The organism is Gimesia alba (genome assembly GCF_007744675.1).
GTDB classification, from domain to species: domain Bacteria; phylum Planctomycetota; class Planctomycetia; order Planctomycetales; family Planctomycetaceae; genus Gimesia; species Gimesia alba.
Genome location: NZ_CP036269.1, coordinates 1915217 through 1940084, shown reverse-complemented (window position 1 = coordinate 1940084; position 24868 = coordinate 1915217). Strand labels below are relative to the sequence as shown.

Annotated in this window: 22 protein-coding genes and 1 tRNA gene; 11 read left to right on the top strand and 12 right to left on the bottom strand. The window is 50.2% G+C overall.

From position 1 onward, the window contains the following. Window positions 1–18: 18 nt before the first annotated feature. Genes Pan241w_RS07440 through Pan241w_RS07415 form a run of 6 tightly spaced genes read left to right on the top strand, consistent with a single transcriptional unit; the run spans window position 19 to window position 9610 of the window. Complete coding sequence (locus Pan241w_RS07440; protein WP_198000378.1) at window positions 19–3390, top strand: PSD1 and planctomycete cytochrome C domain-containing protein; 3372 nt, start codon at window positions 19–21, stop codon at window positions 3388–3390. Window positions 3391–3405: 15 nt separating this feature from the next. Next, on the top strand, window positions 3406–4806 hold the full coding sequence (locus Pan241w_RS07435) for a DUF1501 domain-containing protein (RefSeq protein ID WP_145213169.1): 1401 nt from the start codon (window positions 3406–3408) through the stop codon (window positions 4804–4806). A 49-nt stretch (window positions 4807–4855) separates the two neighbouring features. Next, window positions 4856–5974 (top strand): mandelate racemase/muconate lactonizing enzyme family protein, encoded by a 1119-nt coding sequence (locus Pan241w_RS07430; protein ID WP_145213166.1) that lies wholly within the window; start codon window positions 4856–4858, stop codon window positions 5972–5974. Between the two features lie 43 nt (window positions 5975–6017). Then, entirely contained in the window at window positions 6018–7052 is a 1035-nt protein-coding gene (locus tag Pan241w_RS07425) for a succinylglutamate desuccinylase/aspartoacylase family protein (RefSeq protein WP_145213164.1), read from the top strand. A gap of 18 nt (window positions 7053–7070) precedes the next feature. Then, window positions 7071–8738 (top strand): sodium:solute symporter family transporter, encoded by a 1668-nt coding sequence (locus tag Pan241w_RS07420; RefSeq protein WP_145213161.1) that lies wholly within the window; start codon window positions 7071–7073, stop codon window positions 8736–8738. Between the two features lie 35 nt (window positions 8739–8773). Further along, window positions 8774–9610: an alpha/beta fold hydrolase gene (locus tag Pan241w_RS07415; protein WP_145213158.1), complete on the top strand. Its 837-nt coding sequence runs from the start codon at window positions 8774–8776 to the stop codon at window positions 9608–9610. A gap of 12 nt (window positions 9611–9622) precedes the next feature. Here the strand turns inward: Pan241w_RS07415 and Pan241w_RS07410 are convergent, their stop codons facing one another. Continuing rightward, window positions 9623–10096, bottom strand: coding sequence for a PEGA domain-containing protein (locus Pan241w_RS07410; protein WP_145213154.1), 474 nt, complete (start codon window positions 10094–10096; stop codon window positions 9623–9625). 405 nt (window positions 10097–10501) lie between these two features. Between Pan241w_RS07410 and Pan241w_RS07405 the strand changes: the two genes are divergently transcribed. From Pan241w_RS07405 to Pan241w_RS07395, 3 genes are all read left to right on the top strand, one after another. After that, a tRNA-Pro gene (locus tag Pan241w_RS07405) sits at window positions 10502–10575 on the top strand. A 173-nt stretch (window positions 10576–10748) separates the two neighbouring features. Beyond that, on the top strand, window positions 10749–11738 hold the full coding sequence (locus tag Pan241w_RS07400) for an aldo/keto reductase (RefSeq protein WP_145213151.1): 990 nt from the start codon (window positions 10749–10751) through the stop codon (window positions 11736–11738). 259 nt (window positions 11739–11997) lie between these two features. Beyond that, a complete protein-coding gene (locus tag Pan241w_RS07395) occupies window positions 11998–13149 on the top strand; it encodes a transglutaminase-like domain-containing protein (RefSeq protein ID WP_232107384.1) in 1152 nt (383 codons plus the stop codon). Here the strand turns inward: Pan241w_RS07395 and Pan241w_RS07390 are convergent. From Pan241w_RS07390 to Pan241w_RS07340, 11 genes are all read right to left on the bottom strand, one after another. After that, a complete protein-coding gene (locus Pan241w_RS07390; protein WP_145213148.1) occupies window positions 13136–13549 on the bottom strand; it encodes a DoxX family protein in 414 nt (137 codons plus the stop codon). The genes Pan241w_RS07395 and Pan241w_RS07390 overlap by 14 nt on opposite strands. 51 nt (window positions 13550–13600) lie before the next feature. Continuing rightward, complete coding sequence (locus Pan241w_RS07385; RefSeq protein WP_198000377.1) at window positions 13601–13960, bottom strand: YciI family protein; 360 nt, start codon at window positions 13958–13960, stop codon at window positions 13601–13603. Window positions 13961–14040: 80 nt separating this feature from the next. Continuing rightward, on the bottom strand, window positions 14041–14430 hold the full coding sequence (locus tag Pan241w_RS07380; protein WP_145223260.1) for a YciI family protein: 390 nt from the start codon (window positions 14428–14430) through the stop codon (window positions 14041–14043). A gap of 62 nt (window positions 14431–14492) precedes the next feature. Then, entirely contained in the window at window positions 14493–14969 is a 477-nt protein-coding gene (locus Pan241w_RS07375) for a VOC family protein (protein WP_145213145.1), read from the bottom strand. A 62-nt stretch (window positions 14970–15031) separates the two neighbouring features. Beyond that, window positions 15032–15511 (bottom strand): VOC family protein, encoded by a 480-nt coding sequence (locus Pan241w_RS07370; RefSeq protein ID WP_145213142.1) that lies wholly within the window; start codon window positions 15509–15511, stop codon window positions 15032–15034. 141 nt (window positions 15512–15652) lie between these two features. Then, window positions 15653–16924, bottom strand: coding sequence for an RNA polymerase sigma factor (locus Pan241w_RS07365; RefSeq protein WP_145213139.1), 1272 nt, complete (start codon window positions 16922–16924; stop codon window positions 15653–15655). Between the two features lie 127 nt (window positions 16925–17051). After that, on the bottom strand, window positions 17052–17906 hold the full coding sequence (locus Pan241w_RS07360; protein ID WP_145213137.1) for a GntR family transcriptional regulator: 855 nt from the start codon (window positions 17904–17906) through the stop codon (window positions 17052–17054). A gap of 286 nt (window positions 17907–18192) precedes the next feature. Continuing rightward, complete coding sequence (locus tag Pan241w_RS07355; protein WP_145213134.1) at window positions 18193–19563, bottom strand: alkaline phosphatase PhoX; 1371 nt, start codon at window positions 19561–19563, stop codon at window positions 18193–18195. A 412-nt stretch (window positions 19564–19975) separates the two neighbouring features. Then, a complete protein-coding gene (locus Pan241w_RS07350; protein WP_145213131.1) occupies window positions 19976–21121 on the bottom strand; it encodes an MlaD family protein in 1146 nt (381 codons plus the stop codon). Between the two features lie 91 nt (window positions 21122–21212). Continuing rightward, window positions 21213–22028 carry an ABC transporter ATP-binding protein gene (locus Pan241w_RS07345; protein WP_145213128.1) on the bottom strand — a complete coding sequence of 272 codons (816 nt, stop codon included), beginning with the start codon at window positions 22026–22028 and terminating at the stop codon, window positions 21213–21215. 38 nt (window positions 22029–22066) lie between these two features. Beyond that, window positions 22067–22909, bottom strand: coding sequence for an MlaE family ABC transporter permease (locus Pan241w_RS07340; RefSeq protein WP_145213126.1), 843 nt, complete (start codon window positions 22907–22909; stop codon window positions 22067–22069). Between the two features lie 359 nt (window positions 22910–23268). On the opposite strand from Pan241w_RS07340, the gene Pan241w_RS07335 reads away from it, so the two are divergent. Continuing rightward, the gene (locus Pan241w_RS07335; RefSeq protein WP_145213123.1) at window positions 23269–24045 is read left to right on the top strand and encodes a leucine-rich repeat domain-containing protein; all 777 of its coding nucleotides are present in this window, start codon (window positions 23269–23271) and stop codon (window positions 24043–24045) included. 341 nt (window positions 24046–24386) lie between these two features. After that, window positions 24387–24854, top strand: a complete 468-nt coding sequence (locus Pan241w_RS07330) for an SRPBCC family protein (protein WP_145213121.1) — start codon at window positions 24387–24389, stop codon at window positions 24852–24854. The last annotated feature ends 14 nt before the right edge of the window (window positions 24855–24868 follow it).

Below are 24868 nucleotides of genomic sequence, written 5' to 3'. Positions count from 1 at the left end.
TCTGTTATGCAAACTCAAATGAAACATCTTAGAACATTGTTACTTCAGACGCTGATCTTGTTCGGTAGCCTTGCCAATAGCTTTCAATTTGTCCGGGCAGAAGAGAAACCTGATCAGGCAGAACAGGAACATTTTTTTGAACAGCACGTTCGCCCGCTCCTGATCAAGCACTGTATTGAATGCCATGGTCCCAAAAAACAGTTCGCCGAACTGCGCCTTGATTCCCGCACTCACATACTCAAAGGAGGCGAGTCTGGCCCTACGATCAAAGTCAATCACCCGGAGAAAAGCCTGCTCATCAGTGCGGTCCGACGAGAGTCACTCGAAATGCCTCCCGAGCAACCGCTGAAAAAAGACGAAATCGAAATCCTGACAACGTGGATCAGTCAGGGCGCTGTCTGGCCTGAAAAATCAGCCATTGGAAACACCACAAAAGTCAACTTCGCGGAACACTGGTCGTTTCAACCGATTCAAAATCCCAGCCGCCCCAAAGTCAAGAACACAACCTGGCCGCAAAACGAAATCGATTATTTTATCCTGTCTCAACTGGAACAGCGTGAGCTCAAACCCTCTCCCCCCGCCAAGTTATCGACCTTGCTGCGCAGGATTACCTGGGATCTTACCGGACTGGCTCCCTCAGCCGAACAGTCCCAAATTTTCACCAGTAGCCAGAGTCTGCAATCCATCGAATCGGTGATTGAGCAACAACTCGCTTCTCCCCATTATGGAGAACGCTGGGGCAGATACTGGCTCGATCTCGCTCGTTATGCAGACACGAAAGGCTACGTCTTTTTTGAAAAGCCGGCGTTTCACAACGCATTCACCTACCGAGATTATGTCATCCAAAGTTTCAATCAGGACAAACCCTTTGACCAGTTTATTCTGGAACAACTGGCCGCCGATCTAATCAAAGACCAGATACCGCATCAGTCTCAAGCAGCATTAGGCTTCATCACTCTGGGACCACGATTCAAAAATGATACGCATGATATCATCTCCGACCGCATCGACGTGGTCACTCGTGGATTTCTGGGCTTAACGGTGGGCTGCGCCCGCTGCCATGACCATAAGTATGATCCTGTATCCATTGAAGACTATTACTCTCTGTATGGAGTCTTTCGAAATTCGCTCGAGCCGATTCATCTCCCCTTTCGAAACCTGGAAAACCTCCCTGACCCGCTCAAGACACAGGCACAAAACATTAAACAGGCCGCAGAAAATCTGGAACAACTTTATCAACAACAGTATGAAAGTGTATTACAGGGGACTTACGAGCGTTTAGCGGAATATCTAAGTGCTGCCCAGTCACGCAGGGATGGGCCGAATACCGTAAAGTTTGATGTCATCGTCGATGGCGATGATCTGAACCCGGAAGTCTTATTGAAATGGCAGGAATTTCTGGATCTCACTGAAAAAGCCAACTCCCCGGTATTCCGTCTCTGGCATCAACTGGCCAAAATTCCTGACGCGCAATTCGCCAGCCAGGCCCCCCTCTTACTTCAGCAGGCACAGCGCAATCAAAACAGTGATCCTGTCATTCCACTCATCGCCTCTCAGCTGCTCAACAACAAACTGGATCACTTTCAGGATGTGATTTCAAGCTACGAAAAACTGTTCAAGCAAATCGACCAGGAATGGAATAACTGGATCGTCGAAGCCCCCAAACCCGATCAGAAATCAAACCAGAAACCGTTCGCCTCAGAAAAACAGACGTTCCGGCAAGCCTTTTTTAGTCCTGACTCGCCGCTGGTCACACCAAGGCATGGTTTCACGATCTTGAAACTGTTTCCGGATCGCAAATTACAGAAAAAAGTCAAGGATTTGAATGCCGCTTTAGACAAAGCCCGTGCTGGAGCCCCCGTCGAACTGGCACAGATGTTATCCTTACAGGATGCAGAACAAATTATCGAACCACGAGTTTTCCGACGCGGAAATCCGGGAACCCCGGCACAGTCGATTCCCAGACGCTATCTCAGTTTTTTCGACCAGGTTTCGGATCAACCCTTCACACAAGGCAGCGGCAGACTGGAACTGGCCCAAGCCATTACTGATCCTCAGAACCCTCTGACGGCCCGCGTCATTGTGAATCGGGTCTGGCAGCATCACTTTGGCCTGGGAATCGTTTCGACTCCCAGCGACTTCGGGATTCAGGGCGCGCGTCCTTCGCACCCCGAACTTCTGGACCACCTGGCAAGCTGGTTTATGCAGCATGGCTGGTCGATCAAAAAACTCCATCGCTATATCATGTCCTCTGCGACATACCAGCAACAAAGTATCTCACGCGCAACAGGTGAGAAACTCGATCCCGCGAACAAACTGTTATGGAGAATGAATCGCCGCCGTCAGGACTTCGAAACCATGCGCGATACGCTTCTCCAGGTCAGTCATCAGCTGGATTTAAAAATCGGTGGAAAATCGGTCAATGGAATCACTGCGAATTCCAACAAACGTAGAACCTTATATACATCCATCAATCGGCAAAACGTGCCCGGCCTGTTACGCACCTTCGATTTCCCTTCTCCCGATGTCAGCAGCGGCAGCAGAAATTCAACCTCGGTTCCGGGACAGTCGCTGTTCCTGATGAATCATCCGCTCGTCCTCAAAGCGGCCCAGATCCTGGGAGAAGCAGCAGAAGACACTGCCAATCCGACCGCAGGAATTCAGCAACTCTATCAGAAAATTTTACAACGCGCACCAACGCAAGAAGAATTGAGTGACATGCGTGCGTATCTGGAAACAGATCAGGCTCCCCTCAAACAAGCTCCCATCGCGTCTCAATGGGAATATGGTTATGGCGCCTATGATTTAAAAACAAACACATTATCCCATTTCAAGACGATTCCCCATTGGAACGGCAAACAGTACCAAGGCAGTGATCGCCTGCCCGACCCCAAAATCGGTTGGGTCTTTTTAGATAAAACCGGCGGCCATCCGGGGAATGACATGAACCATGTCGCCGTCATTCGCTGGCGCGCTCCTGAAACGATGACCGTCTCCATCAAAGGCAGTTTCAAACACGAACTGCCGCAAGGAAATGGGGTGCGGGGACGAGTCTTGATAGCCGGCAAACAGACTCTGGGTCCCTGGACCATTCATCAAAAGTCGGTGGAAACCAATCTCGACCAAGTCAAACTGAAGAAAGATCAAACCATCGATTTTATCGTCGATATTGCAGACAATCTGGGATTCGACACTTTTATCTGGTCCCCTGAAATCAGTGTCCAACCGGTTCAAACAGCGGCTACTTCCAAAACAGACAACGGTCAACAACCTGTAAAACACTGGAACTATTCACAGGATTTCAGAGAACCAGACAAGATCCGGATTACCCCCTGGCAAAGCCTGGCGCAGATTTTATTGCTCTCCAATGAATTTCAGTTTATCGATTAAGTCAGCAGGTATACCATGCATCCACTCACACAAAATCTTCCCCCCTTCACTCGGCGCGAAATGCTGACGCGATCCGGGATGGGCATGGGCATGCTGGCATTAGCCGGTCTGACTGCCAAAGAAAACGCACAGGCAGCCGGCAGCAGCACTCCCATCACCCGACACCATCCGGCTCAAGCCAAACAGGTCGTGCACCTGTTCATGAACGGCGGCCCTTCGCACGTCGACACCTTTGATCCCAAACCATTACTCAAAAAGTTTCATGGCAAGCCGCTCCCGAATCCGAACCTGCCCACAGAACGCAAAACCGCCGGTGCCCTGGGGTCTCCCTTTCAGTTTCATAAATATGGGGAATCCGGCATCGAAGTCAGTGAGCTGTTTCAAAAAACAGCCGCCCATATCGATGACATGTGTATCATCCGTTCGATGCATTCTGACATTCCCAATCATGAACCCTCATTACTATTGATGAATTGCGGCGACAACGCCCTGCCCCGCCCCAGCTTCGGTTCCTGGGTGAATTACGGCCTCGGTACCCTCAATGAAAACCTGCCCGGTTTCGTCGTCCTCTGCCCGAATGGTTTTCCAGTAGTCGGACCTAAAAACTGGCGTTCCGCTTTTCTGCCTGGATCCTTTCAGGGAACGCATCTGGATACGAAAGAAACCGACGTCTCGCGATTAATCGAAAACATCAACAACCCGCAATCGCCCGAGCGTCAACGCCGACAGTTAGATCTATTACAAAAAATCAATCAACGTCATTTAGCACAACGGGGACACGATTCCCTGCTCGAAGCGCGCATCCAGTCCTTCGAATTGGCTTACCGCATGCAGTTTGAAGCCTCGAATGTGCTTGATCTTTCCAAAGAACCGAAGCACATCCACGAAATGTACGGGGATGGCCTGCAAGGCCGTCAGTTATTGATGACCCGCCGCCTGCTCGAACAGGGCGTCCGCTTTATTCAGGTCTGGCACAGTGGCGGTCAGGAATGGGATCATCATAGTGGCATCGAAAAAAATCTCAGACGCCTCTGCGGACAATGGGACCAACCGATCGCCGCGTTTCTGACAGACCTGAAACAACGAGGCATGCTGGACTCCACATTGACTCTCTGGGGTGGCGAATTCGGCAGGACCCCCGTTGCAGAACTTCCCGCCATGAACGGTCGGGATCACAATCATTATGGTTTTAGTATGTGGATGGCTGGCGGAGGTGTTAAAGGAGGCTACGTCCACGGCGCTACCGATGAAACCGGTTTCGCCGCTTCTGAAAATAAAGTCCACGTGCATGATCTGCATGCCACCATGCTGCATCTACTGGGCATCGACCACGAACGACTCACTTATCGCTACGCAGGCCGGGATTTTCGTTTAACTGACGTGCATGGCCATGTTGTCAAAGAAATCCTGGCATAGTCAATCAAACATAATTAAATAGACACTTCATTTAAGGCTCCCCCTATCTATGAAAATCGAACAAATCGTTTGTCAAATTTTGAGGTCAGGTTCCGTCACCAATAAAACAGCCAGCTGTCAGGATTCCGTGCTGGTACGGATTAAAACCGACAATGGTCTGGAAGGCATTGGTGAAGCCGATTCCTCACCGGAAGTCGTCAAAGCCATCATCGACGCGCCCTACAGTCACAATGTCGCCTGCGGTTTAAGAGAACTGCTCATCGGCGAAAACCCACTGGAAACAGAACGACTCTGGCAGAAAATGTATCGGCACACCATGTATTTTGGCAGAACCGGCGTCACGATCACCGCGATGGCGGCCATCGATATGGCGCTCTGGGATTTGAAAGGCAAACACTTTGGCGAGCCCATTCACCGTCTACTGGGAGGCCAGCACCACACCGAATTCCAGGCCTATGCCTCGATTCTGTTCGGCAAAGATGGCCAGGAAACCTGCGATATCGCCCAGCGCTGGATTGAAAACGGCTACACGGCTGTCAAATTTGGTTGGGAACCGATGGGCCAGTCAGAACAACTCGACCTGGAACTCGTCGCCGGTGCTCGTGAAGGAATGAAAGATGGTATATTACTGATTGACGCAGGTTGTGTCTGGGATGCCCGAACCGCACTACAGCGCGCCCACGCATTTTCAGACTACAACATCGGCTGGCTCGAAGAGCCGCTCTTCCCCCACGATGTTGCCGGCTATGCCTGGCTCAAAGACCGCTCACCCGTTCCCATTGCCGCCGGGGAAGAAGAGTGTGGCCGTGAATCGTTCCGCCCCTACTTCGATCAGAGAGCCCTCGACGTGTATCAAATCGACCTGGCCCGCAATGGCTTCACCGAGGCCTCGTACCTGAAACAACGTGTTGCAGAAATCGGCGCTCGTCCCTGTAATCACTGCTACACCAGCCCGATCACGGTCGCCGCCAGTCTACACTGGCTGGCCACCTGTAAGGACGCCTTCATCTTTGAAGACTGTGTCGAAGACGAACCACTCCGGCACGAATTGACCTACGAAAAAGTGCAGGCTGAGAATGGCGTGATTCAAGTTCCCAATCGACCCGGACTCGGAATCACGCTGAATGAAGAATTCATCGCGGCCCACGTTGTCGCGGAATCAAAATAAAATCAACATCCGATTTCTCCCCTTTTGAAATAGAATCAGCACGATGTCACAAACTCCCATTCGCACGAATATCGATTTCGATAAACCCGGAATTCAGTGGGGCACGCTGAATATTCCGTTTTCCTATAACCTGAGTGGCTGGTCGCAGCTCCAAATTCCCATTTCCACCTTCGCAAACGGCGAAGGGCCCACCGTGCTGCTGATGGCAGGCAATCACGGCGATGAATATCCCGGCCAGATTGCCATCATGAAACTCATGAAATCGCTCAACTTAAATGAGATTTCAGGACGCATTATTTTCATCCCCGCCATCAACATTCCGGCCGCCAAAGCAGCCACCCGCCTTTCTCCTCTGGATGGCAAGAACCTGAATCGCTGTTTCCCCGGAAACGCCGATGGCACCGTCACCGATATTATGGCGCATTACCTGACGCACGAAATTTTTCCGCGCGTCGATGTCGTCATCGATCTGCACACCGGTGGACGCGGCGTCTATTTTTATCCGTGCGCCCATATGCATCTGGTGGATGATCTTGAACAACGCCGCCGGATGGCGCAGGCCACCCAGGCCTATAATACTGATTTCGCATTCCTGTACGCCGACATCGCCGGCAAAGGTCTCCTGCCGGTCGAAGCGGAAAACATGGGAAAAACTGTGGTCACCACGGAAATGGGAGGGGGCGAAGTCACAAACGCCGCCGTCCATCGCCTCTCACAGGAAGGGCTGCACAACGTATTGGTTCATCTGGAAGTATTGCAAGGCGAAGAACAGAGCCGCTCGGATTTAGGGCTGCCCCCCACTCGCTGGATCCAGGCACTCGACGCCGAAGACTATATTTTCGCGCCGGAGTCCGGGCTCTTCGAAAGTTTTGTGGATGTCGGGGCCGACGTTTCATCGGGGCAACCATTGGGAGCCCTCTACTTCCTCGAACGTCCCGACCGCGAACCCACGATCATTCATGCCAACTCCGAAGGTATCGCGATTGCCCATCGCGGCCCCACACTGACCAGTCAGGGAGATATTCTGTTTTGTCTGGCACATGACGTCGAACCAGAAGTCTTAAAAACGTTTGCATAACCACGATAGGAATCTCTTATGAGTTGGCTGGACTGGTTAATCGTTTTCGTCCTGAATGGATCTGTCATCGCGTTCGGATTTTATCTGGCCCGCAGTACCAAATCCAGTAGTGACTGGTTTCTGGGCGGCCGCTCTCTCCCCTGGTGGGGTTTAGGACTTTCGATTTTTGCCACCAGTGTCGACAATGCCGACGCAGTCTCGTTGACCGGCTACGCCTATAACCACGGCATGCATATCATCACGGCCTTTACCCTGGCCAGTGTCTGCGGGGCCATCCTGGCTTCATTCATCGTCGTACCTGTCTTATATCGAGGCGGCTTTTATACCAATGCCGAGTACCTGGAAACCCGTTTTGGAAAATCCATTCGAACCATCAGCGCGCTGATTCAAATTCAATACCGGACCAGCATGCTGGGGCTGATGATCTGGTCGATCTATCTGATGTTGCAGGGAATCCTCGATTTTACTCCCGTACAAATCTGGACCTTGATCGTCCTGCTCGTCATCTTCACCGCCGCCTACACAACCTGGGGCGGCTTGACCTCGGTCGTCTGGACCGACGCCTTACAGAGCCTGATCATGATCGCCGGAGGCATCGCCATTTTCTGCGCCGTCTGGTCCGCCAGTGGAGGCTGGTCGGAAACAGTTCAAAAATTATCGGAGTCAACCGACGAGAAAGGACAGCCGCTGATTAATTGGTTGCACATCGGCCAATTCCAGGACAGTCAAGCGACGTCTCCTTATCTGATTGTCATCGGCTGGACCATCGTAGGACTGGGCTATTACACCGTGAATCACACACAAACCATGCGGTTAATGGGAGCACGGTCTCTCTGGGATATGAAAATGGCAACGCTGTTCGGCTGTCTGCTGATCATGCCCATCATGATCGGAACCACGCTGATGGGCGTCATGGGCCGCGTGATCGTTCCCGAATTTACCGATCATTCCGCCGCCGACCAGTTGTTTCCCTATTATGCGAACCAGTTTCTGGCCCCCGGTTTCAAAGGACTGGTCGTCGCCGGGATCTTATCCGCCGCCATCAGCACCTTCGATTCCATCGGCTCTGCATTGTCGGCCCTGTTTACTCGTGATATTTACGCACGCTGGATCTGTACCGATCAGACGGAAAAACATTACCTGAAAGTCACGCGCTGGGCCACCATCGGCATCCTGCTGATGGGATTCCTCTATATCCCATTTATCGTTCGTTATGACAATATGATCAAAGCCTTTCGTACCCTGATCCCCATTTTTGTCACTCCCCTGTTTACGATTTATCTGTTAGGCATCCTGACCCGCGTTCCTCGTCAAAGCGGCCTCGTCGGCCTGATCGCCGGCTCCCTGTTCGGCCTACTGGGGTTCATTGACCGCGAACTGGTGGAACGCCAGCTTTTCAGTCCGCTACTGACCGAACAATGGTACGCCTTCCCCGCATCCATGATGGTCACTTCACTCGCCATGTTGGGATCTGCCTTCAAATGGGGTTGGCTGGAAAAAGGAACTTCCCTGAAACAGTCGGATGTTTCACCAAAGCATGACTGGCTCTCTGAAAGCCGACAGGAACTGGCTGAGATCAAAGTCTCTCCGTTTTCAAAACCTGTTCCACAATACCTGAACCCGAACTGGTATGCGATTTTATTAATCGCACTTTCGTTCTGGATTATCTTTGGCTTCTTCTGGTAACAAACATTCAAACCCGCATTAATTGAAACGATAGTATGTTCACACGAAATCAAATCTTACTTGCAGCGAGTATATTGCTCGCTCTGATGGCAAAGCTGGTCTTCGCTACCGAAGCTGCTTCAGAAAAAACTGCGCCTCGGGATATTGAATTCACCGCGGACTGTGACCAGACAAAACAACGCTACGTCATGCTTCTGCCTGAAGCGTTTTCGGATCAGAAACCACACTCACTTTTAATCGCCCTGCACGGTCATGGCTCGGATCGCTGGCAATTCATTAAAAATCAGCGTGGTGAATGCAAGGCAGCCCGCGATATCGCTCAGAAATATCAGATGATTTATGTCTCGCCCGATTATCGCGCACGGACCTCGTGGATGGGTCCCCAGGCTGAAGCCGATCTGGTTCAAATCATCCACGATCTGAAATCGAAATATCAAATTACCAACATATTTTTGTGCGGCGGCTCCATGGGCGGATCGTCCAGCCTGACCTTTGCCGCGATTCACCCGGAACTCATCAATGGCGTCGCCGCGATGAATCCTACGGCCAATCATCTGGAATATGATCAGTTCCAACCGGCCATCCAGGCCTCCTTCGGTGGAACGAAACAGGAAATTCCCGAGGAATATAAAAAACGGAGTGCCGAGTATTGGCCCGAGAAATTGAGCATGCCTGTCAGCATTGCAGTCGGCGGTCAGGACCGACTGGTTCCCCCTGACAGCGCCCGTCGCTTGAGTAAAGTGCTCAAGCAGATCAACGACAATGTGCTGCTGATTGACCGTCCTCAGCAAGGCCATGCGACGTCCTATGAGGACAGTCTATCCATCCTGGAATTTATGATCCAGCGCGCATCACAGAAGAAAAACGAATAAGCAAGCAAACGGCTACTGTCCAATTTGCGTTTCGCTGCGCAGTAAATTGCCCCGATTCAGCAACTCTTCCGTCGGCACCACGACTTTCGGTTGTAACTGGTAGGTAAAGTCGTGCCGATTCGTCACCTCGAATGGCAGAAGATTATCAGAGACAAGGTCCAGCGGCATCACTTGATACCAGGGCGTCCTCACCTTTTGCATTACCGTCTGCGTTTCATAGCCATCTTTGGTGAGTGTGATTTCACGAGTGCCATAATAAGTAAAGTCGACCGAAGCCGGCGTATAGCCGATCTCTTCTCCATCGACCTTGACCAGAGCGCCCGACGGAATCGACCGTATCGTCATTCTCCGATGCACACAGCCAAATTGACTGCCTGATACCAACACCATGAGCGCAACCAGCAGCCAACGTTTCACAGAAACGGAGACACTCAGAGGAGCGGATAAGGTTAAATCGGAATTTTCAGGGAAATCAGAATCGGACATGGATGATTTGAAAGGAATTAACAACGACGAAAAATGAAAGTTCAGGCGTTAAAGCCTGATTCAGGAGCGGGGATTCTACTTTGCTTCCCCATTTCTGCCAAGAGAAGTTTGATTTCAATCCCCATCACTATTTAAACGTAACTCCTTTATTTAAAAATAGTTATACACACCAACCCAAACAGGCTAAATAAACAGATCCCCGCGAACCTGATCCCCCTGAAATGTTTCTCACTATCATACGGCCCGCGAAAAAAGCAGTTTTACTGATTTTCCCAGATTATTTTGAAGACAAAAGCGGGTAAGTGACTCGGTTATCTTGAATTTCTATCGCGGGCGTGCGATAAAGTGCTCATCAATAGTAAGTTACCCAATTCTGAGCCAGCAAATTTAGAGCGGTAACAAAATCGGGACGTGGCGCAGCCTGGTAGCGCGCTACACTGGGGGTGTAGAGGTCGCAGGTTCAAATCCTGTCGTCCCGACTCTTGCCAAAAGCTTAAATCTCGTTAAAAGTTGTGAAAACAATGATTGGCGAGATTTAAGCTTTTTCTTTTACCCCGACTCAACCAAAGCAGATTCTGATCACTTCCTGGCAGAGCTTCCTCGCCAGCGATTCAACGGGCAAATTCACCCCGATTGTCACAAGGAAAAATCAATGCAGAAACGAAAACTAGGAAAGAGTGACCTGGAGGTATCCGCACTGGGTCTTGGCTGTATGGGGCTGAGCTTCGGATACGGTGAACCTGTTGAAGAGCAAGCAGGAATTTCTTTGATCAGAACCGCCGTCGATCGGGGCATTAACTTTTTTGATACAGCGGAGGTCTATGGAGCGTACACGAACGAAGAACTGGTTGGCAAAGCGTTGGCGCCGATGCGTGACCAGGTGATCATTGCCACCAAATTTGGGTTCGCCATTGATGCGCAGGGCGTACAGACGGGCCTCGACAGCCGGCCGGAACATATCAGAGATGTCGTAGAAGCATCTTTGCAGCGGCTGCAAACCGACTACATTGATCTGCTGTATCAGCATCGTGTTGACCCCAATGTGCCAATCGAAGATGTTGCGGGAACGGTCAAAGAACTGATTCAGGCAGGCAAGGTGAAACACTTTGGCCTCTCTGAGGCAGGGGTGGAGATTATCCGCCGTGCCCACACCGTGCAACCTGTCACCGCACTGCAGAGTGAATATTCACTCTGGTGGCGAGAGCCGGAAGACGTGATCTTCCCGACACTCGAAGAACTGGGGATTGGCTTTGTCCCCTTCAGCCCCTTGGGGAAGGGATTTTTGACCGGTAAAATCGACGAGTCCACCACGTTCGACAGTAGCGACTTCCGCAACAAAGTTCCGCGGTTCTCACCCGAAAATCGGAAAGCAAACCTGGCTTTGATTGCGCTGCTCGATCGGATCGCCACGCGTAACAATGCAACAACGGCTCAAATCGCACTGGCCTGGATATTGGCCCAAAAGCCCTGGATTGTCCCCATTCCGGGAACAACCAAAGTGCATCGTCTTGAGGAGAACATCGCAGCAGTTGAGGTCAAGCTCTCCGAATCCGATCTCGCTGAAATCGAGACTGCCGCTGCACAAATCAATGTCAAAGGGGACCGATACCCTGAAGCCGCGATGAAAATGATCAATCGCTGAACGAGAACGACAGTAACACGCAGAAAAAATCTGAACCGAGTCTTGTCGCCCCAAATCCATTCCAGACAGCGTTTCACGGGAATTCGTGGAACGCTGTTTTCTTTAATGCTGATCCAGTTTTTCCATTTCAAGTTGCCAACTCCAGGCGATGTGACTACAATCAATCTATTATTCGTACGAACTTCATAATATAACTTATTTAACGCGTGATTACAGATGCGAATTCACAAACATTCAAGCTGAATCAGGAAGCCCTCTCATGCTGAATCGATTTTTTCTCACCGTTTCCCTGGCGTTAATGCTGCTGCCAGGTTCAATCTGCTCCGCTCAGAATCAATCAGGCCAGGCTTTGACTCCTGATGCCCCCTATCATGCCCAAAAGCAGGACCCCGTGAGTCACAATGTGGAATTCTCCATCGTGGTCACTCCACCTTACCACTGCAAAGTTTTGAAAGTCTGGGTTCCGGTCCCGCAAACCGATGTTGCCCAAGAGATACAAGAGAGCCAGTTCAGCACGTTTCCCAATGATGTGAAACCGCAAATCAATCGTGAACCCGTTTACGGAAATCGATTTGCTTACTTTGAATTTCATGATCCGCAGGGAGCGCAGATCATTACCCACAGTTTTAAAGCGAAAGTCTGGAATCTGGACTGGCAGGTAAATCCGAAATCCGTGGAAACAGTGGAAAAATGGCCCGATTCATTTGCGTCTTACCTAAAGCCGCAATCACTGAATCAGGAACAAAAATTTCAGCAAGTGATCCAACAAATTGCTGCTGGTCCGAAGAATGCCAGCATGCCTCTCATGAATGCCATGAACTGGATCGACCAGAATCTGGCCTACGATCACATCAATGCTTCGCTGAAAGCAGACGCCAATCATGCATTCACACAGCGACGAGGACATTGCAGTGATTACCACGGATTGTGTGCCACCATGGGTCGGGCACTCGGATATCCGACGCGTGTGACATATGGTCTGGCACTCTATCCGAAAAACTCCCCCTCGCACTGCAAGATGGAAGCCTTTTTACCGCCGTATGGCTGGGTCAGCTTTGATCTGTCGGAGACACAGAAACTCGTCAAGAAGATCCGAACGTCGCAAGACTTATCCGCTTCACAAAAAGTAACGCTGACAGCGGCCGCCCGCAAACGGACGCTCTCTGGTTTCCGAGAAAACAGCTGGCTGCTGTTGACCAAAGGGACTGATTACGAATTAGTCCCCAAAGCCTCCCAGCCGGTTCGCGTGGTTCGAACCGCCTATGTCGAAGCGGATGGCGAAGCCCTGCCCGATCCCGATCCTGCCAATGGAAAGAAACGCGAATTCTCCTGGATGACCTCACATCGCTATACCGCAGACAAACCCTTCAAAAAACCGTTCAAGGATCTCACCACGCTCACTGTTGATTAATTTTCCGGCAAGGCAGGAGCTGCCACAGACGGTGGTCGCGCAGAAAAATTCCCAGCCAGACCAGTACACCGATAATGATCTGAATCACAAACGGATCACCCACACGCCAGTGGGTGCAAATCGCGCCGCCCAGATAACCCGTCAGTAAAATTGCGCCCAGCACTGAAGTCCAGGGGAGCAGGTAAATAATCAGGCAGACTAATTCCAGAATCGCCAATGGAAAAACCATCGACTCGGGCAATCCCATTTTTGCCATTCCTTCGGACAGTTCCGGTCCCCCTTTGAATTTCATGATCGCGCTCATCCCAAAAACAAAGGCCATCAGCGCGGCGATGACACGACCGCACCAGACCATGATCTGGTGTGAGTTCGATTTCGTTTTAATGTCGGGCTGGCTCATGTCGTTTCCTTTACGAATTCGATAAATGCTTTAGATTCGCTGGATCTCTACTTATTGTTTGACCGGTATTTCAGGTAGTTCAAAAATCGGACGAATTTCTACAGTCCCCTTCTTGGCCGGGGGGATTTGGCTGGCGACTGCAATTGCCTCGTCGAGATTCTCGACATCGATAATATAATAGCCACCAAGCTGTTCGGTGGTTTCTGCGAAAGGCCCATCGGTAATCAATCGCTTCCCTTCACGAACCCGAACGCTGGTCGCCATTGAGACAGGATGTAAGGGAGACGCCGCCAGAAACTGTCCTTTCTCGTTCAATTCATGGCAGACTTCGGTCGACTTTACCATACAGGCTTCACGTTCCTCTTCAGTCCAGTCACTCTCGGTACTGTAAATCAGCAGCATGTATTTCACAACTCTCTCCTTGTTCTTGGTCCATTTCTATATGTTGACTCTCTGGGCCACTCATACTGACGACTTTACGCCGCACGCGATTATGACTGCATCTTTTCATCGCGAGCTTTGATCAGCGCGTTGATTTCTTCATCAGCGGGTCTGATTTCAAAAGGGCCGCCCTTCACTCCAGGGTGCTTCGACATCAGAGCGATGGCGTGATTCAAATCGCGCGCTTCCAGAATCAAGAGTCCGCCGATCTGCTCTTTCGTTTCAGCAAATGGTCCCTCGGTCACATCCACCTGACCACTGTGCATTCTCAACGTGACCGCCTGGCTCGCATGCTGCAACGCTTCGCCGCCAATAAAATGCCCACCGCGACGCAACTCGTCGTCATAGGCCATGCACTCCTCCATCATCGCTGCCATCTCTGCTTCAGTCTTTCCTTCCCAGGCAGACTCATCATAATATCCAAGACAAATAAATTTCATCATCAGTTCCTTTTAAATTGAAAGAAGCTGTTTTATTACTTTACCAGCGAATAAATACTCGTCTATCCGCCATTAGAGGCCTCCTGCAGACGTTGAATGTCAATCTTTGTCATCTGCATCAAAGCCTGCATGACTCGATTTGATTTCCCTGCCCCCTGCATTAACTCAGGTAAAATGGAGGGCACAATTTGCCAGGACAGACCGAATTTATCTTTGAGCCAACCACACTGCCCCGGCTCTCCTTCCTCAGTCAGTTTTTCCCACAGTTCATCGATTTCTTGCTGTGTGTCACAGTTCACAGCAAATGAAACGGCTTCGTTGAATTTAAACATCGGACCTCCATTCAGAGCAATAAACGTCTGCCCTTCTAACTCAAACGAAGCGACCATCACGGAACCCGCCGGACCGGGCCCTGCCTCTCCGTAGCGAGAGACGCTCAGCTTTTTTGAGTTTTTGAAGATTGATGTATAGTGATCGATGGCTGCTTCCGCATTATCATCAAACCAGAGAAAGGGAGCAATTTTAGGTGAATCCGACATGTTTACTTCTACTTTTCGGCTTAATTTTCAGCGTTAGTGAAATGATCACACGCTCTGACGATTTATTCAAACATCACCTTCATCGCTGCATTCATTTCATCCAGGCTCACATCACGCACGTGCGTGGCGACAGACCAACGATGTCCAAATGGATCTTCCAGCATGCCATAACGATCTCCCCAAAACATATCCGCCACAGGCATCGTAATTTTTGCCCCGGCAGCGACAGCCTGTTTTACGCTGGCATCCACATCTTCGACCTGTAGATGCAGACACACAGGCGAGCCCTTCAGTGCCTGCGGTCCCAGACCGCCACACTCAGCATTTTCGTCAGCCAGCATCATCCGCGAATCACCAATTTGCAGACAGGCATGCATCAACTTACCATCGGGCCCCGGCAGACGCATCTGTTCGACTGCCCCAAACGCGCTTTTATAAAACTCGATTGCATCAGCGGCTCCCGCACAAACCAGGTGAGGAGTGAGTGTATGCATGCCATCCGGAATTGGTTTTACGGCGGACGTGTCATCAGGCGTATTCATTGTTCTTCTCTCCAATTTCAGCAGGGATCAAAAATCCGGCTGTCCTCACACTTTGGACGAAAATACCGGCGATTTAATGAGTAGTCGAATCGAATGATCCTGAATCGACATCTTCATCGACTTTTTTCAAGAAATTCAGCATCAAGTCTCAGATAAGCCGGCGTTGATCACTTCCTGCAAACGTTTTTCGAGAAATCGACGTTCTGATGACTGTTTTGTCAATGTCAGGGCGCGTTCATAAGCGGCTCGAGCCTCGTCGCTGCGACCAAGGCGGCGACAAAAATCGGCTCGGGCGGCGTGCGCCAAATGATAGTCTGTCAAATCACCTCGCGCGAATATGGCATCGATTAATTCCAAACCGGCGGCGGCATCATCCCGCATCGCTACGGCCACTGCCCGGTTCAGCTCAATAATTGGTGACGGGTTGGCCTGGAATAGCAAATCATACCAGGAGACAATCTGCGTCCAGTTTGTTTCTGCAGACGCGCGTGCCCCCGCATGCACCGCGGCAATCGCTGCCTGAATGGTATAGCTGCCCACTTCTCCCGAACCAATCGCACGTTCAACCAGTGAAATCCCTTCTCTGATCTTGTCCCGATCCCAAAGCCTGCGATCCTGATCTTCCAGCAAAATCAATTCGCCATCCGAGGTCGCTCGCGCTTCTCTACGTGATTCATGTAACAACATCAGTGCCAGTAATCCGATCGCTTCCGGATCGGGCAACAGCTCGATCAGCAAACGCGCCAGGCGAATCGCTTCTTCAGATAGATCCCCTCGCGTGAGTGTATCCCCTGAAGAGGCAGAATAACCTTCGTTAAACACCAGATAAATCACGGTCAGCACCGCATCCAGTCGTTCCGGCAAATCGACGTGTGTGGGTACGACATACGGAATGCCTGCTTCCCGAATTTTTGATTTGCCACGTACGATGCGCTGAGCCATCGTTGAAGGAGAGGTCAAAAATGCACTGGCGATTTCCTCCGTCGTCAGACCGCACACCTCGCGCAGCGTCAAAGCAACCTGGATATTCGGCGCAATCGCCGGGTGACAGCAGGTAAAAATCAAACGTAGACGGTCGTCTTCGACCTCTGTATCCAACTTATCGGCATTTAACTCTGCGATTCCCTCCAGCCGGGTGATCAATTCCTCTTGAGACTGATCATAGCGAGTTCGACGGCGGATCGTATCGATCGCCTTAAAGCGACCGGTCGAGACCAGCCAGGAAACGGGATTGGCGGGAATTCCATCCCGCTCCCATTGCTCCATCGCCGCAGTAAAGGCTTCATGGAGTGCCTCTTCCGCCAGATCGAAATCCCCCAGCAACCGCACGAGTGTGGCATACACGCGACGCGATTCGTGACGATAGATTTCGTCCACTTTCCGGGAAACTGATTCGGTAGATCGTTCGCTCATCCGCTATTCCGTTTCGACTTATCGATGAATGACGGATCTATCTTAGAAAAACAAGCATCAGAGTCCAGAGCGACCATAGTCCAACGAGTTGAAGATATCATTCTGCAGCGATCACAAACCGCGGGATTCATTCCGCGATCTTGCTCAATATCGGATGGTTATTGCGGATATGATAAGACAGGGCTTTGCGAGCGGAACGCCAATCTTTTTTGATCAGCGCATTCAGAATCGATTGATGCTGACGTACCGTTTCGATGGCGGTTTCCCGATCCTGATCTTCCCAGTCAAACAGAATGTCGTAATACCGGCCCTGATGCTGAAAAAAGTCCTGAATGTAATAATTCCCGGCTTTTTCGATGATATATTCATGCAACGAATTATCGATCAAGACACTCTCAGACTTCTTTTGGGGAATCACATTTCCAGCGAGAATCCTCTGTAGATCTTCTTTGACCAGATGCGGCTTGGCCAGTTCGAGTGCTTTCAATTCCAGCAGTTCGCGTACTTCCAGAAACGCCTGCATATCTTCCTGGCGAAACGGTCTGAGCCTCCAGCCTCGTCGGGGAATGTGATCCAGAATTCCGGTTCCCGCCAGACGGTTCAAAATAATTCGTAGCGAAGAACGACTGATGTTGTATTTTCGAGCCGTCACTTCTTCGCGAATATCGATCGGCTCTCCCTGTAAACTCAATTTCACGAAATCATTGGTGATCACTTCAAACATGTCGACAGGAGGTTCTGGAAGAACAGACTTTTTCCCGCGCTTTAACGGTTTGATCTGCTCCGTGTTTAAAACCAGCCTGCGATTGGCTCCTTTTTGCAGCAGTCCTTCTTCGACCAGTTCTGCCAGTGCCGTTCTGACGGGAGAAAAGCTGACCTCATAATGCTCTGCCAATGATTCCAATGTCAGCTGCGCAGGCAGTTCCTGTCCATTCCGCAAGCGGACTTCCAAATCATTCTTGATATAATTTTTGAGCGACATCGTTTGAATGTGAGACTTAAAAGCAGTCAGGCAACATGCGTTAGTAAAATCGAAAAAGAGAGTCTCGGAATGACAGCTGAACCCGCCAGACTCTCTTTCAGTCTACAGTTCAACACAAGTGCTTTAAAGCCCGCATCTCCGGAAAAGCAGAAAAGCCCTGTTTCCTAAGTCAAAACGATTCCTCGTCGCCCCGCCCCCCTTGTCTCATCTCAAGATTGATAAAAAAAGCCCCTTGCTCTACCGATAGAACAAGAGGCCTGAGATACTTCTCGATTTTGGACTTCAGTTAAACCCCTAACTCCTCCCAGGGGCCGGTAATTGCAAAGGTCATGCCCGGGTCTTGAATGTTAACGAACAGCCATTTGCCATCCGGACTGAAGCAGGCACCTGCCCATTCTCCACCACTGAAATCACCTTCCAGATTGAGATGCTGGCCTTTTTTCAGTTGGATGTTATTGATGGCGACGGTTTTCAAAGTTCCCTTGCGACTCAACGCATGCAAACGCAAAGGCTTCAGGTCAGCATCTTCGCATAGAATCAAACCGCCTCGCGGACTGACTGTCAAATTATCCGGGCTATCCAGAATCTCATGGCTGGGAGACTGAAACACAAGCTGCAGCGTCTGATCTTTGGGTGAGAATGACCAGACCTGTCCCAGGCCGGCTTCTCCCCCATTGGTGCAGTTAAAATAAACCAGACCGTCACCATACCAGCAGCCTTCCAGGCGACCAAAGGTTGTCGCCCCCTTCTCTTTTCCCTGTGAGTAAACGCCGAGTCCGTCTTCCTTACCCGGCGTATTACGACGCTCCGGATCTTCAATGTCAACCCATTCCGCTTCGTAACGAACGCCACGGCTTGCACCAGTTCGCAAATCCGACTGGCCTTTGACCTTCAACATCTGCAAGCCGCCCCCCTGGGTGAGTACTTCACGCTCATTGGGCAGGAAGCGATAGAAGCCCGCTGTATCCCGGTCTTCCGTTTCATAAATGATGCCATCGCGCGGATCAATGGCGAGTGCTTCGTGTACGAATCGCCCTAATGCTTTCAGCGGCTCTAATGAAGCGGTCCCTTCGGCTGGTACTTCAAAAACCCAGCCATGATGTTTTTCATGATGATATTGAACGTCGCGAAAACTTTCTTTCGGGCCAATCACTGTCTCTTCACAAGACAACCAGGTTCCCCATGGAGTTGGTCCGCCGGCACAGTTTTGTACGGTTCCCGCTAAACTGGTCCAGCTCTTCAACCATTTTCCTGCTTTGACATCAAATTGAAGATTCGCACACCCCCCGCCCGCTTTCCGGTCAAACGTAAGGGCTTCCGGACCGAAACTTTGGGAGCCTCGAATTTCATGATTTCGGCAAAGCGTAATCACATCCCCGTTCTGGGAAATCACCGCCATGCCGTCATGACCTTCAGGCGTGATCACCCCATCTGACATTTTGTCTCCCACCCAGCCAAACGACTGGTAGCGGAAACCGTCCGGCAGCCGCAGTAACGGCAACCCCGTTGTCTCATCCAAAACAGGCCGAAGTTCGGAATGATCTTTCGTAATCCCGTTGGCAGACGCCATCGTTAGAAAGCGGGAAAAAACCGTTCCCACCGCAGGGGCCGTAATAGCCGTCTTTAAGAAATGACGTCGAGAAGAAGAGGTGCGCACGATTGGCTCTACCTTATAAACAGTGAGTTCAACATCCAGTTTTCACTCATTGAAACAAATCAACGGCTGGATCTATTTTGGGATAATACAGCCTATTGTTAATTTTTGATGAACGTTCTATTAAGAACTCTAAATAGCAAATTCTTATTTCGCTGTTCACTGGCTTTCACACCAGAAAAACGGTCCCAGATCACAGATCCTGAAATGTCAGGAGCCCCAAGTGTACACATAAAGCCACTCATATCGGGCCGCAGTTAACAGCACAGCAGAGCTGCGTTTTATCTGTTCATGAAGAAAGCGGAGTGAGAGACCAGACCGTGAACGAGAAAGAAAACGTCCCTTTCCCTCAGTCTCAACAATCAAGGAGACGAAACGGGAAGTGAGATATTAAAGAATGAGCAGCAACTCTGATTCAGCGTGCTCTACCGGGAAAGGAGAAGCCGGATTGTTTAATCTGCGACGATTTTTCGGTTGGTTCTTTGAGCCCCGAACTCCCTTTCATGGCGCCGCCTACTCCCAGTATTTCCGGGTGACGGGCAATTTTATCACTAAAGATGCGAATATCACGTGCGATTGGTTCCAGGTTATTCAACAGAACCGTCAATGAACTGGCCGACCGATTCATATTGCGGTACAACTCGGGATCTGACATGAACTTTTTGAGAGACCCATCGCCTGAATTCAACGCGCGGGTAAACGAATTCATCTCCGCCATTATCGCATCCAGGCGGGATAAGCTCCGATCCAGTTTAACGATCATCGACTGACTGTGTTTGGCCAACGGATCGGTAACCTGTGACAGATTATCCAGGTTTTCTCCCGCTTTCTTGACCGCCACTTCCACCGAAGCAATCGTGCGGTGCGTACTTTCGATCATGGCAGGCATCGCGGCGATCGTACGTTTCAGGTTTTCCTGTTGCTTGGGATCAGCAACGAGTTGATTCACACTCCCCATCATCTGATTCATTTTTCGCATCGCCAGCGAAAACTCCTCTAAGGAAGTCGCTGCACGCTCGATCACGACATCCAGGTTCCCCTCTTTGGTCTCCATCAGTCGGTTCATGTTCCCCGCCAGTTTCTCCCACTCTTTACTGGTCGAAGTGAACGCTTCCAGTGTTGTAGAAACCTGCTTCTCCATTCGGAAGACGACTTCCATCGGGTCACTGGAAGCCTGCCCGATCAGACGTTCTCCCGGCTGAATAAAGTTTGTACTCTTGCCGGGAGTAATCACAATTTTTGAATCGCCCATGATCGAACTGACAATCTGCGGGCTCGCGTCTTTTCGCAGATGCTGAGTTTCACTGATGGCCACCAGCAACAGCACACCCGGCTTGGAATCACTGGTGATAATCTTGCTCACCTCGCCAATCCGAATCCCGTGCCGCACAACGGGCGTCCCGCGATGTACTCCGGAGATGGATTCAAATCGCATCGCAATCGTGTATTTCTTCTTCCACAAGGTTTCCAGTTGACCGAACTGAAAGATCATCGCGGCTCCCGTAATCATCGCGGAAATCACAAACAGTCCTACACGAAATTGTATTTGGCGATCCGTCATATTTGCCTCAATCTTGATCTCATCCTTGAGATCAAACCCTCTCGTTACGTTTTAAAATTGTTGATGAATACGATTTCTGAACAGTGCCCGCTCAGGCGGCTTCCGCCATCTCCCGAATCCGGTCCCCGGCTTCGCCATAGACAAACTGATGGACCCGCGGCGAAGAAGATGCGAACGCTTCTTCTGCTGTCCCTTCGAAGACGATCTGTTCCTCTTCCGGATTCAAACGCGCCAACGGATACAACATGATAATCCGATCGGCGACTTTTTTGACAGTACTCATATCATGCGTCACGACAATGCTGGTCACCGGGCGACTGGCCCGTGTCTGCAGAATCAGCTCGTTAATGACATCCGTCATCACAGGGTCAAGCCCTGTTGTCGGTTCATCATACAGCATGACTTCAGGAGTCATCGCCAGTGCACGCGCTAACCCCACACGTTTTTTCATACCGCCGGAAAGTTGCGCCGGCTTCTTCTGACTGATTGTTTCAGAAAGCCCGACTTCTCTTAAACGTTCAACCACAATCTGATCAATGTCTGCTTTTTTCAATTTGGTATTCTGGGTTAACCCAAAGGCAACATTCTCGTAGACAGACAGGCTGTCAAATAACGCCGCCCCCTGAAACAGATAGCCAATTCGCAGTCGATCCCGATGTAATTCACGCGGGCTGCGATCTGAAATCGAACGGTCATTCCACAATACATCACCTTGTGTTGGCTGCAATAAATTCATGATCAGCTTCATGGTCACACTTTTCCCGCAACCACTCTCCCCAATCACCACCAGCGTTTCCCCACGACGCACACCAAACGAAACATCGCGCAGAACCTGATGTGTTCCAAACTGGCGCGAGACATTGCGCAGTTCAATGACATAGCCATCTTTTGATTTCTGCTCATCCATAGTAATGTTTTCTTTGGGTTCAGTTTAGTAGCGCTGAGTTACCTGAGGACACCCGGATAAACCGTCTGCATGAAGTGATAAAAATTGACGATTCCCACTCCCAGCAGAAAATCTAGAATCATGATCATAATGAAGGAATACACGAATGCTTCTGTCGCTGCTTTGCCAACTCCCTCAGCACCCGCACCACAATGGAAGCCACGGTGACAGGAGATTAACGAAATGGCAGCGCCAAAGAAGAAGCTTTTAAAGATTCCCCCCATCACATCATAGGCGTACACAAATTGTATCGAATAATGCCAGTAGTAGAACGAATCGACGCCTAAGATCTGGGTGCTGAAAAACCAGCCTCCCAGGATTCCCACCGCATCAGCAATAATAGTGAGTAGCGGGATCAACAGACAGCAGGACAGAAATCGCGGCACAACCAGATAGTGAATCGGATCTGCCCCGAGCGCGCGCAAGGCATCGATCTGTTCGGTCACGCGCATCGTTCCCAGCTCGGCCGACATCGAAGTCCCCACACGACCAGCCAGCATGATTGCGGCTAGAACGGGCCCCAGTTCTTCCACCAGTGAGATGGAAATTACCGCGCCGATCTGATTTTCCAGATGCATTAGTTTGAACTGATCATAAGACTGCACAGCCAGGACCATGCCAATAAAGCCGCCTGTAATCAAAATGACAGGAATACTCTGAATCCCTATGTGGTACATACACCACCAGAGATTGCTCCGAGGAGGCAGGCGCGTCACCATCCAGCCCAGCATTTCCCAGCCGAACAGAAACAGGTCGCCCATGAGACAAATTGTATTGATCACCCCGCGCCCCAGCCCATGAATGATGGTATCTCGGGGGTACGAAGTTGAAACTGATGACATTAATGGTTTCCAGTTCAGACTTTACTATGCAAATGACAGAATATTCCGAGGCGGAAGGTTAATGGATTTTCTGATTTGAATCGAGACCATTTCCACCACGACAGGCAAAAAACAGACCTCATCGATATTCCAGTCCAAAACTGACATTTTTTGCACTGACTCTTTTCGAAACCGGTACACTCCTGATAAAATATATCAAGATAAGTTGAATTGATAGTTTAGGACCTATCTCTATTGCCCATATTGATTTAATGCAATTCACCCATCTGGGGCAGTCGAGAGAGGCACAATAGAATATGATGTACCTTCAGCTTTGACATCAATACCGAAGAACGCAAGCGAAAGTAAGGATAGGTAAAATGAGAATTTTTTCTGTAGCGCTATTTACCGCAATTTCACTCTCAATGATTCCCGTGGTTTCGGCAGAAGAGAAGAAAGCAGACCCGGCGACGGAACAGGCCAAAGCCAAAATTCGTGCCGCCGGTGGTTCCGTTCTGGAACTGGCACAGAATGATGACCGTCTGGAAATCGCCTTTCATCTCTCGGACCAGAAAATTACAGATGACACCCTGAAAACGCTGGCAGGCCTGTCGAAAGTGGCCAGTCTGAATTTACGTGGAACGGAAGTCACTTCAGCTGGTCTGGCGCATCTGAAACACCTCAAAGATCTGACACATCTGCACCTTGAAAAAACGAAAGTCAACGACGCCGGTCTCAAACAGCTGCAAGCCCTCCCCAACCTGGAATATTTGAACCTCTATGGAACAGAAATCACAGACGCCGGTCTGCCCCAGCTCAGTTCATTGAAAAAACTGAAACGTCTTTATGTCTGGCAAACCAAAGTCACTCGCCCCGCGGGATTGGCCTTACAAAAACAAATTACGGGCTTAGCAATCATTGGTCTTCCCGAAGAACCCAAACCGGTCGCAGCAGCAAAACCAGAACCAGCAAAACCAGAACCAGCAAAACCAGCTGCAAAGAAACCAGCCGAGAAAAAGCCGGCAGCGAAGAAAGAGAAAAAACCAGCTCCGAAACCCGCTAAAAAGAAAGCGGAAAAGAAAAAGGAAGAAAAGAAACCCGCTCCAAAACCAGCTGCTAAAAAAGAAGCCCCTAAGAAAGAAGAGAAAAAGAAGTAACTTCTCACGACAACTAAAAACGATTTTCCGCAGGGCTGATTCAGCCCTGCTTTTTTTGGTTCCGGCGTTCCCCTCAACCAAACATCCGTCAACCAAACCGCACATGCTCCGCACATTTCGAGATCTTGATTCCATTTAAATCGCCAAAACCATGCCCTCATTCTACAGAATTCTTGATCCTAAACGCTCCAGAAACTGTTACAATAAACTAGAATCAGGGCTGCCAAGCCTCGGTGAAGTTGAATTCGTAAAGAGTCACCTCAATTCCCTCATGCTGATTTTGGAAGCACTGCTTCAGATGAGACAGGAGTAGTAGTGGCAATTTTAAGGAGTGGGCCCCCTTGGAAATTACCTATCAGCAGGAAATCATCGCACCGATTGATGTGGTTTTCAGCTTTCTCAACGATGACGAAAAAATGAAGCTCTGGATGGAAGGCCTGGAATCAACTGAATATCCCAACGGCGAAAATGCTGATAACCCGGTGGGAACAGAGTTTATCCAAACGATTCGAGAAGGCGGTCAAATACAGCAATACACAGGGAAAGTCACTCAATACGAGCCTCCCACTCTGCTCGCAGTCGAACTGCAAAGCAACGCGTTTCAGCTCAATGTAACGTATGAATTAACGGACCTGGGCCGTAAAACGCAATTAGACTACCATTGTGAGCTGGTCTTCGCTTCCCTGTTTCATCGAATCATCGGCATTTTATTCTGCGGATTGACAAAACGAATCTTAAATTCGCAAATGAAAAAACTGAGTCTACTCGCAGAGCAGGAATCAGTCCGGCGGTCTCCCCCGCAAAAATGAGCAGAAATCAAGCG

What these genes read in the sequence shown, in the direction of transcription:
- Pan241w_RS07425 (WP_145213164.1), top strand. Translation starts at nt 6,018, where the DNA reads ATGTCACAAACTCCCATTCGCACGAATATCGATTTCGATAAACCCGGA.
- Pan241w_RS07420 (WP_145213161.1), top strand. Translation starts at nt 7,071, where the DNA reads ATGAGTTGGCTGGACTGGTTAATCGTTTTCGTCCTGAATGGATCTGTC.
- Pan241w_RS07345 (WP_145213128.1), bottom strand. Translation starts at nt 22,028, where the DNA reads ATGGATGAGCAGAAATCAAAAGATGGCTATGTCATTGAACTGCGCAAT.
- Pan241w_RS07380 (WP_145223260.1), bottom strand. Translation starts at nt 14,430, where the DNA reads ATGAAATTTATTTGTCTTGGATATTATGATGAGTCTGCCTGGGAAGGA.
- Pan241w_RS07440 (WP_198000378.1), top strand. Translation starts at nt 19, where the DNA reads ATGAAACATCTTAGAACATTGTTACTTCAGACGCTGATCTTGTTCGGT.
- Pan241w_RS07350 (WP_145213131.1), bottom strand. Translation starts at nt 21,121, where the DNA reads ATGACGGATCGCCAAATACAATTTCGTGTAGGACTGTTTGTGATTTCC.
- Pan241w_RS07400 (WP_145213151.1), top strand. Translation starts at nt 10,749, where the DNA reads ATGCAGAAACGAAAACTAGGAAAGAGTGACCTGGAGGTATCCGCACTG.
- Pan241w_RS07430 (WP_145213166.1), top strand. Translation starts at nt 4,856, where the DNA reads ATGAAAATCGAACAAATCGTTTGTCAAATTTTGAGGTCAGGTTCCGTC.
- Pan241w_RS07365 (WP_145213139.1), bottom strand. Translation starts at nt 16,924, where the DNA reads ATGAGCGAACGATCTACCGAATCAGTTTCCCGGAAAGTGGACGAAATC.
- Pan241w_RS07335 (WP_145213123.1), top strand. Translation starts at nt 23,269, where the DNA reads ATGAGAATTTTTTCTGTAGCGCTATTTACCGCAATTTCACTCTCAATG.
- Pan241w_RS07370 (WP_145213142.1), bottom strand. Translation starts at nt 15,511, where the DNA reads ATGAATACGCCTGATGACACGTCCGCCGTAAAACCAATTCCGGATGGC.
- Pan241w_RS07375 (WP_145213145.1), bottom strand. Translation starts at nt 14,969, where the DNA reads ATGTCGGATTCACCTAAAATTGCTCCCTTTCTCTGGTTTGATGATAAT.
- Pan241w_RS07410 (WP_145213154.1), bottom strand. Translation starts at nt 10,096, where the DNA reads ATGTCCGATTCTGATTTCCCTGAAAATTCCGATTTAACCTTATCCGCT.
- Pan241w_RS07360 (WP_145213137.1), bottom strand. Translation starts at nt 17,906, where the DNA reads ATGTCGCTCAAAAATTATATCAAGAATGATTTGGAAGTCCGCTTGCGG.
- Pan241w_RS07395 (WP_232107384.1), top strand. Translation starts at nt 11,998, where the DNA reads ATGCTGAATCGATTTTTTCTCACCGTTTCCCTGGCGTTAATGCTGCTG.
- Pan241w_RS07340 (WP_145213126.1), bottom strand. Translation starts at nt 22,909, where the DNA reads ATGTCATCAGTTTCAACTTCGTACCCCCGAGATACCATCATTCATGGG.
- Pan241w_RS07415 (WP_145213158.1), top strand. Translation starts at nt 8,774, where the DNA reads ATGTTCACACGAAATCAAATCTTACTTGCAGCGAGTATATTGCTCGCT.
- Pan241w_RS07390 (WP_145213148.1), bottom strand. Translation starts at nt 13,549, where the DNA reads ATGAGCCAGCCCGACATTAAAACGAAATCGAACTCACACCAGATCATG.
- Pan241w_RS07435 (WP_145213169.1), top strand. Translation starts at nt 3,406, where the DNA reads ATGCATCCACTCACACAAAATCTTCCCCCCTTCACTCGGCGCGAAATG.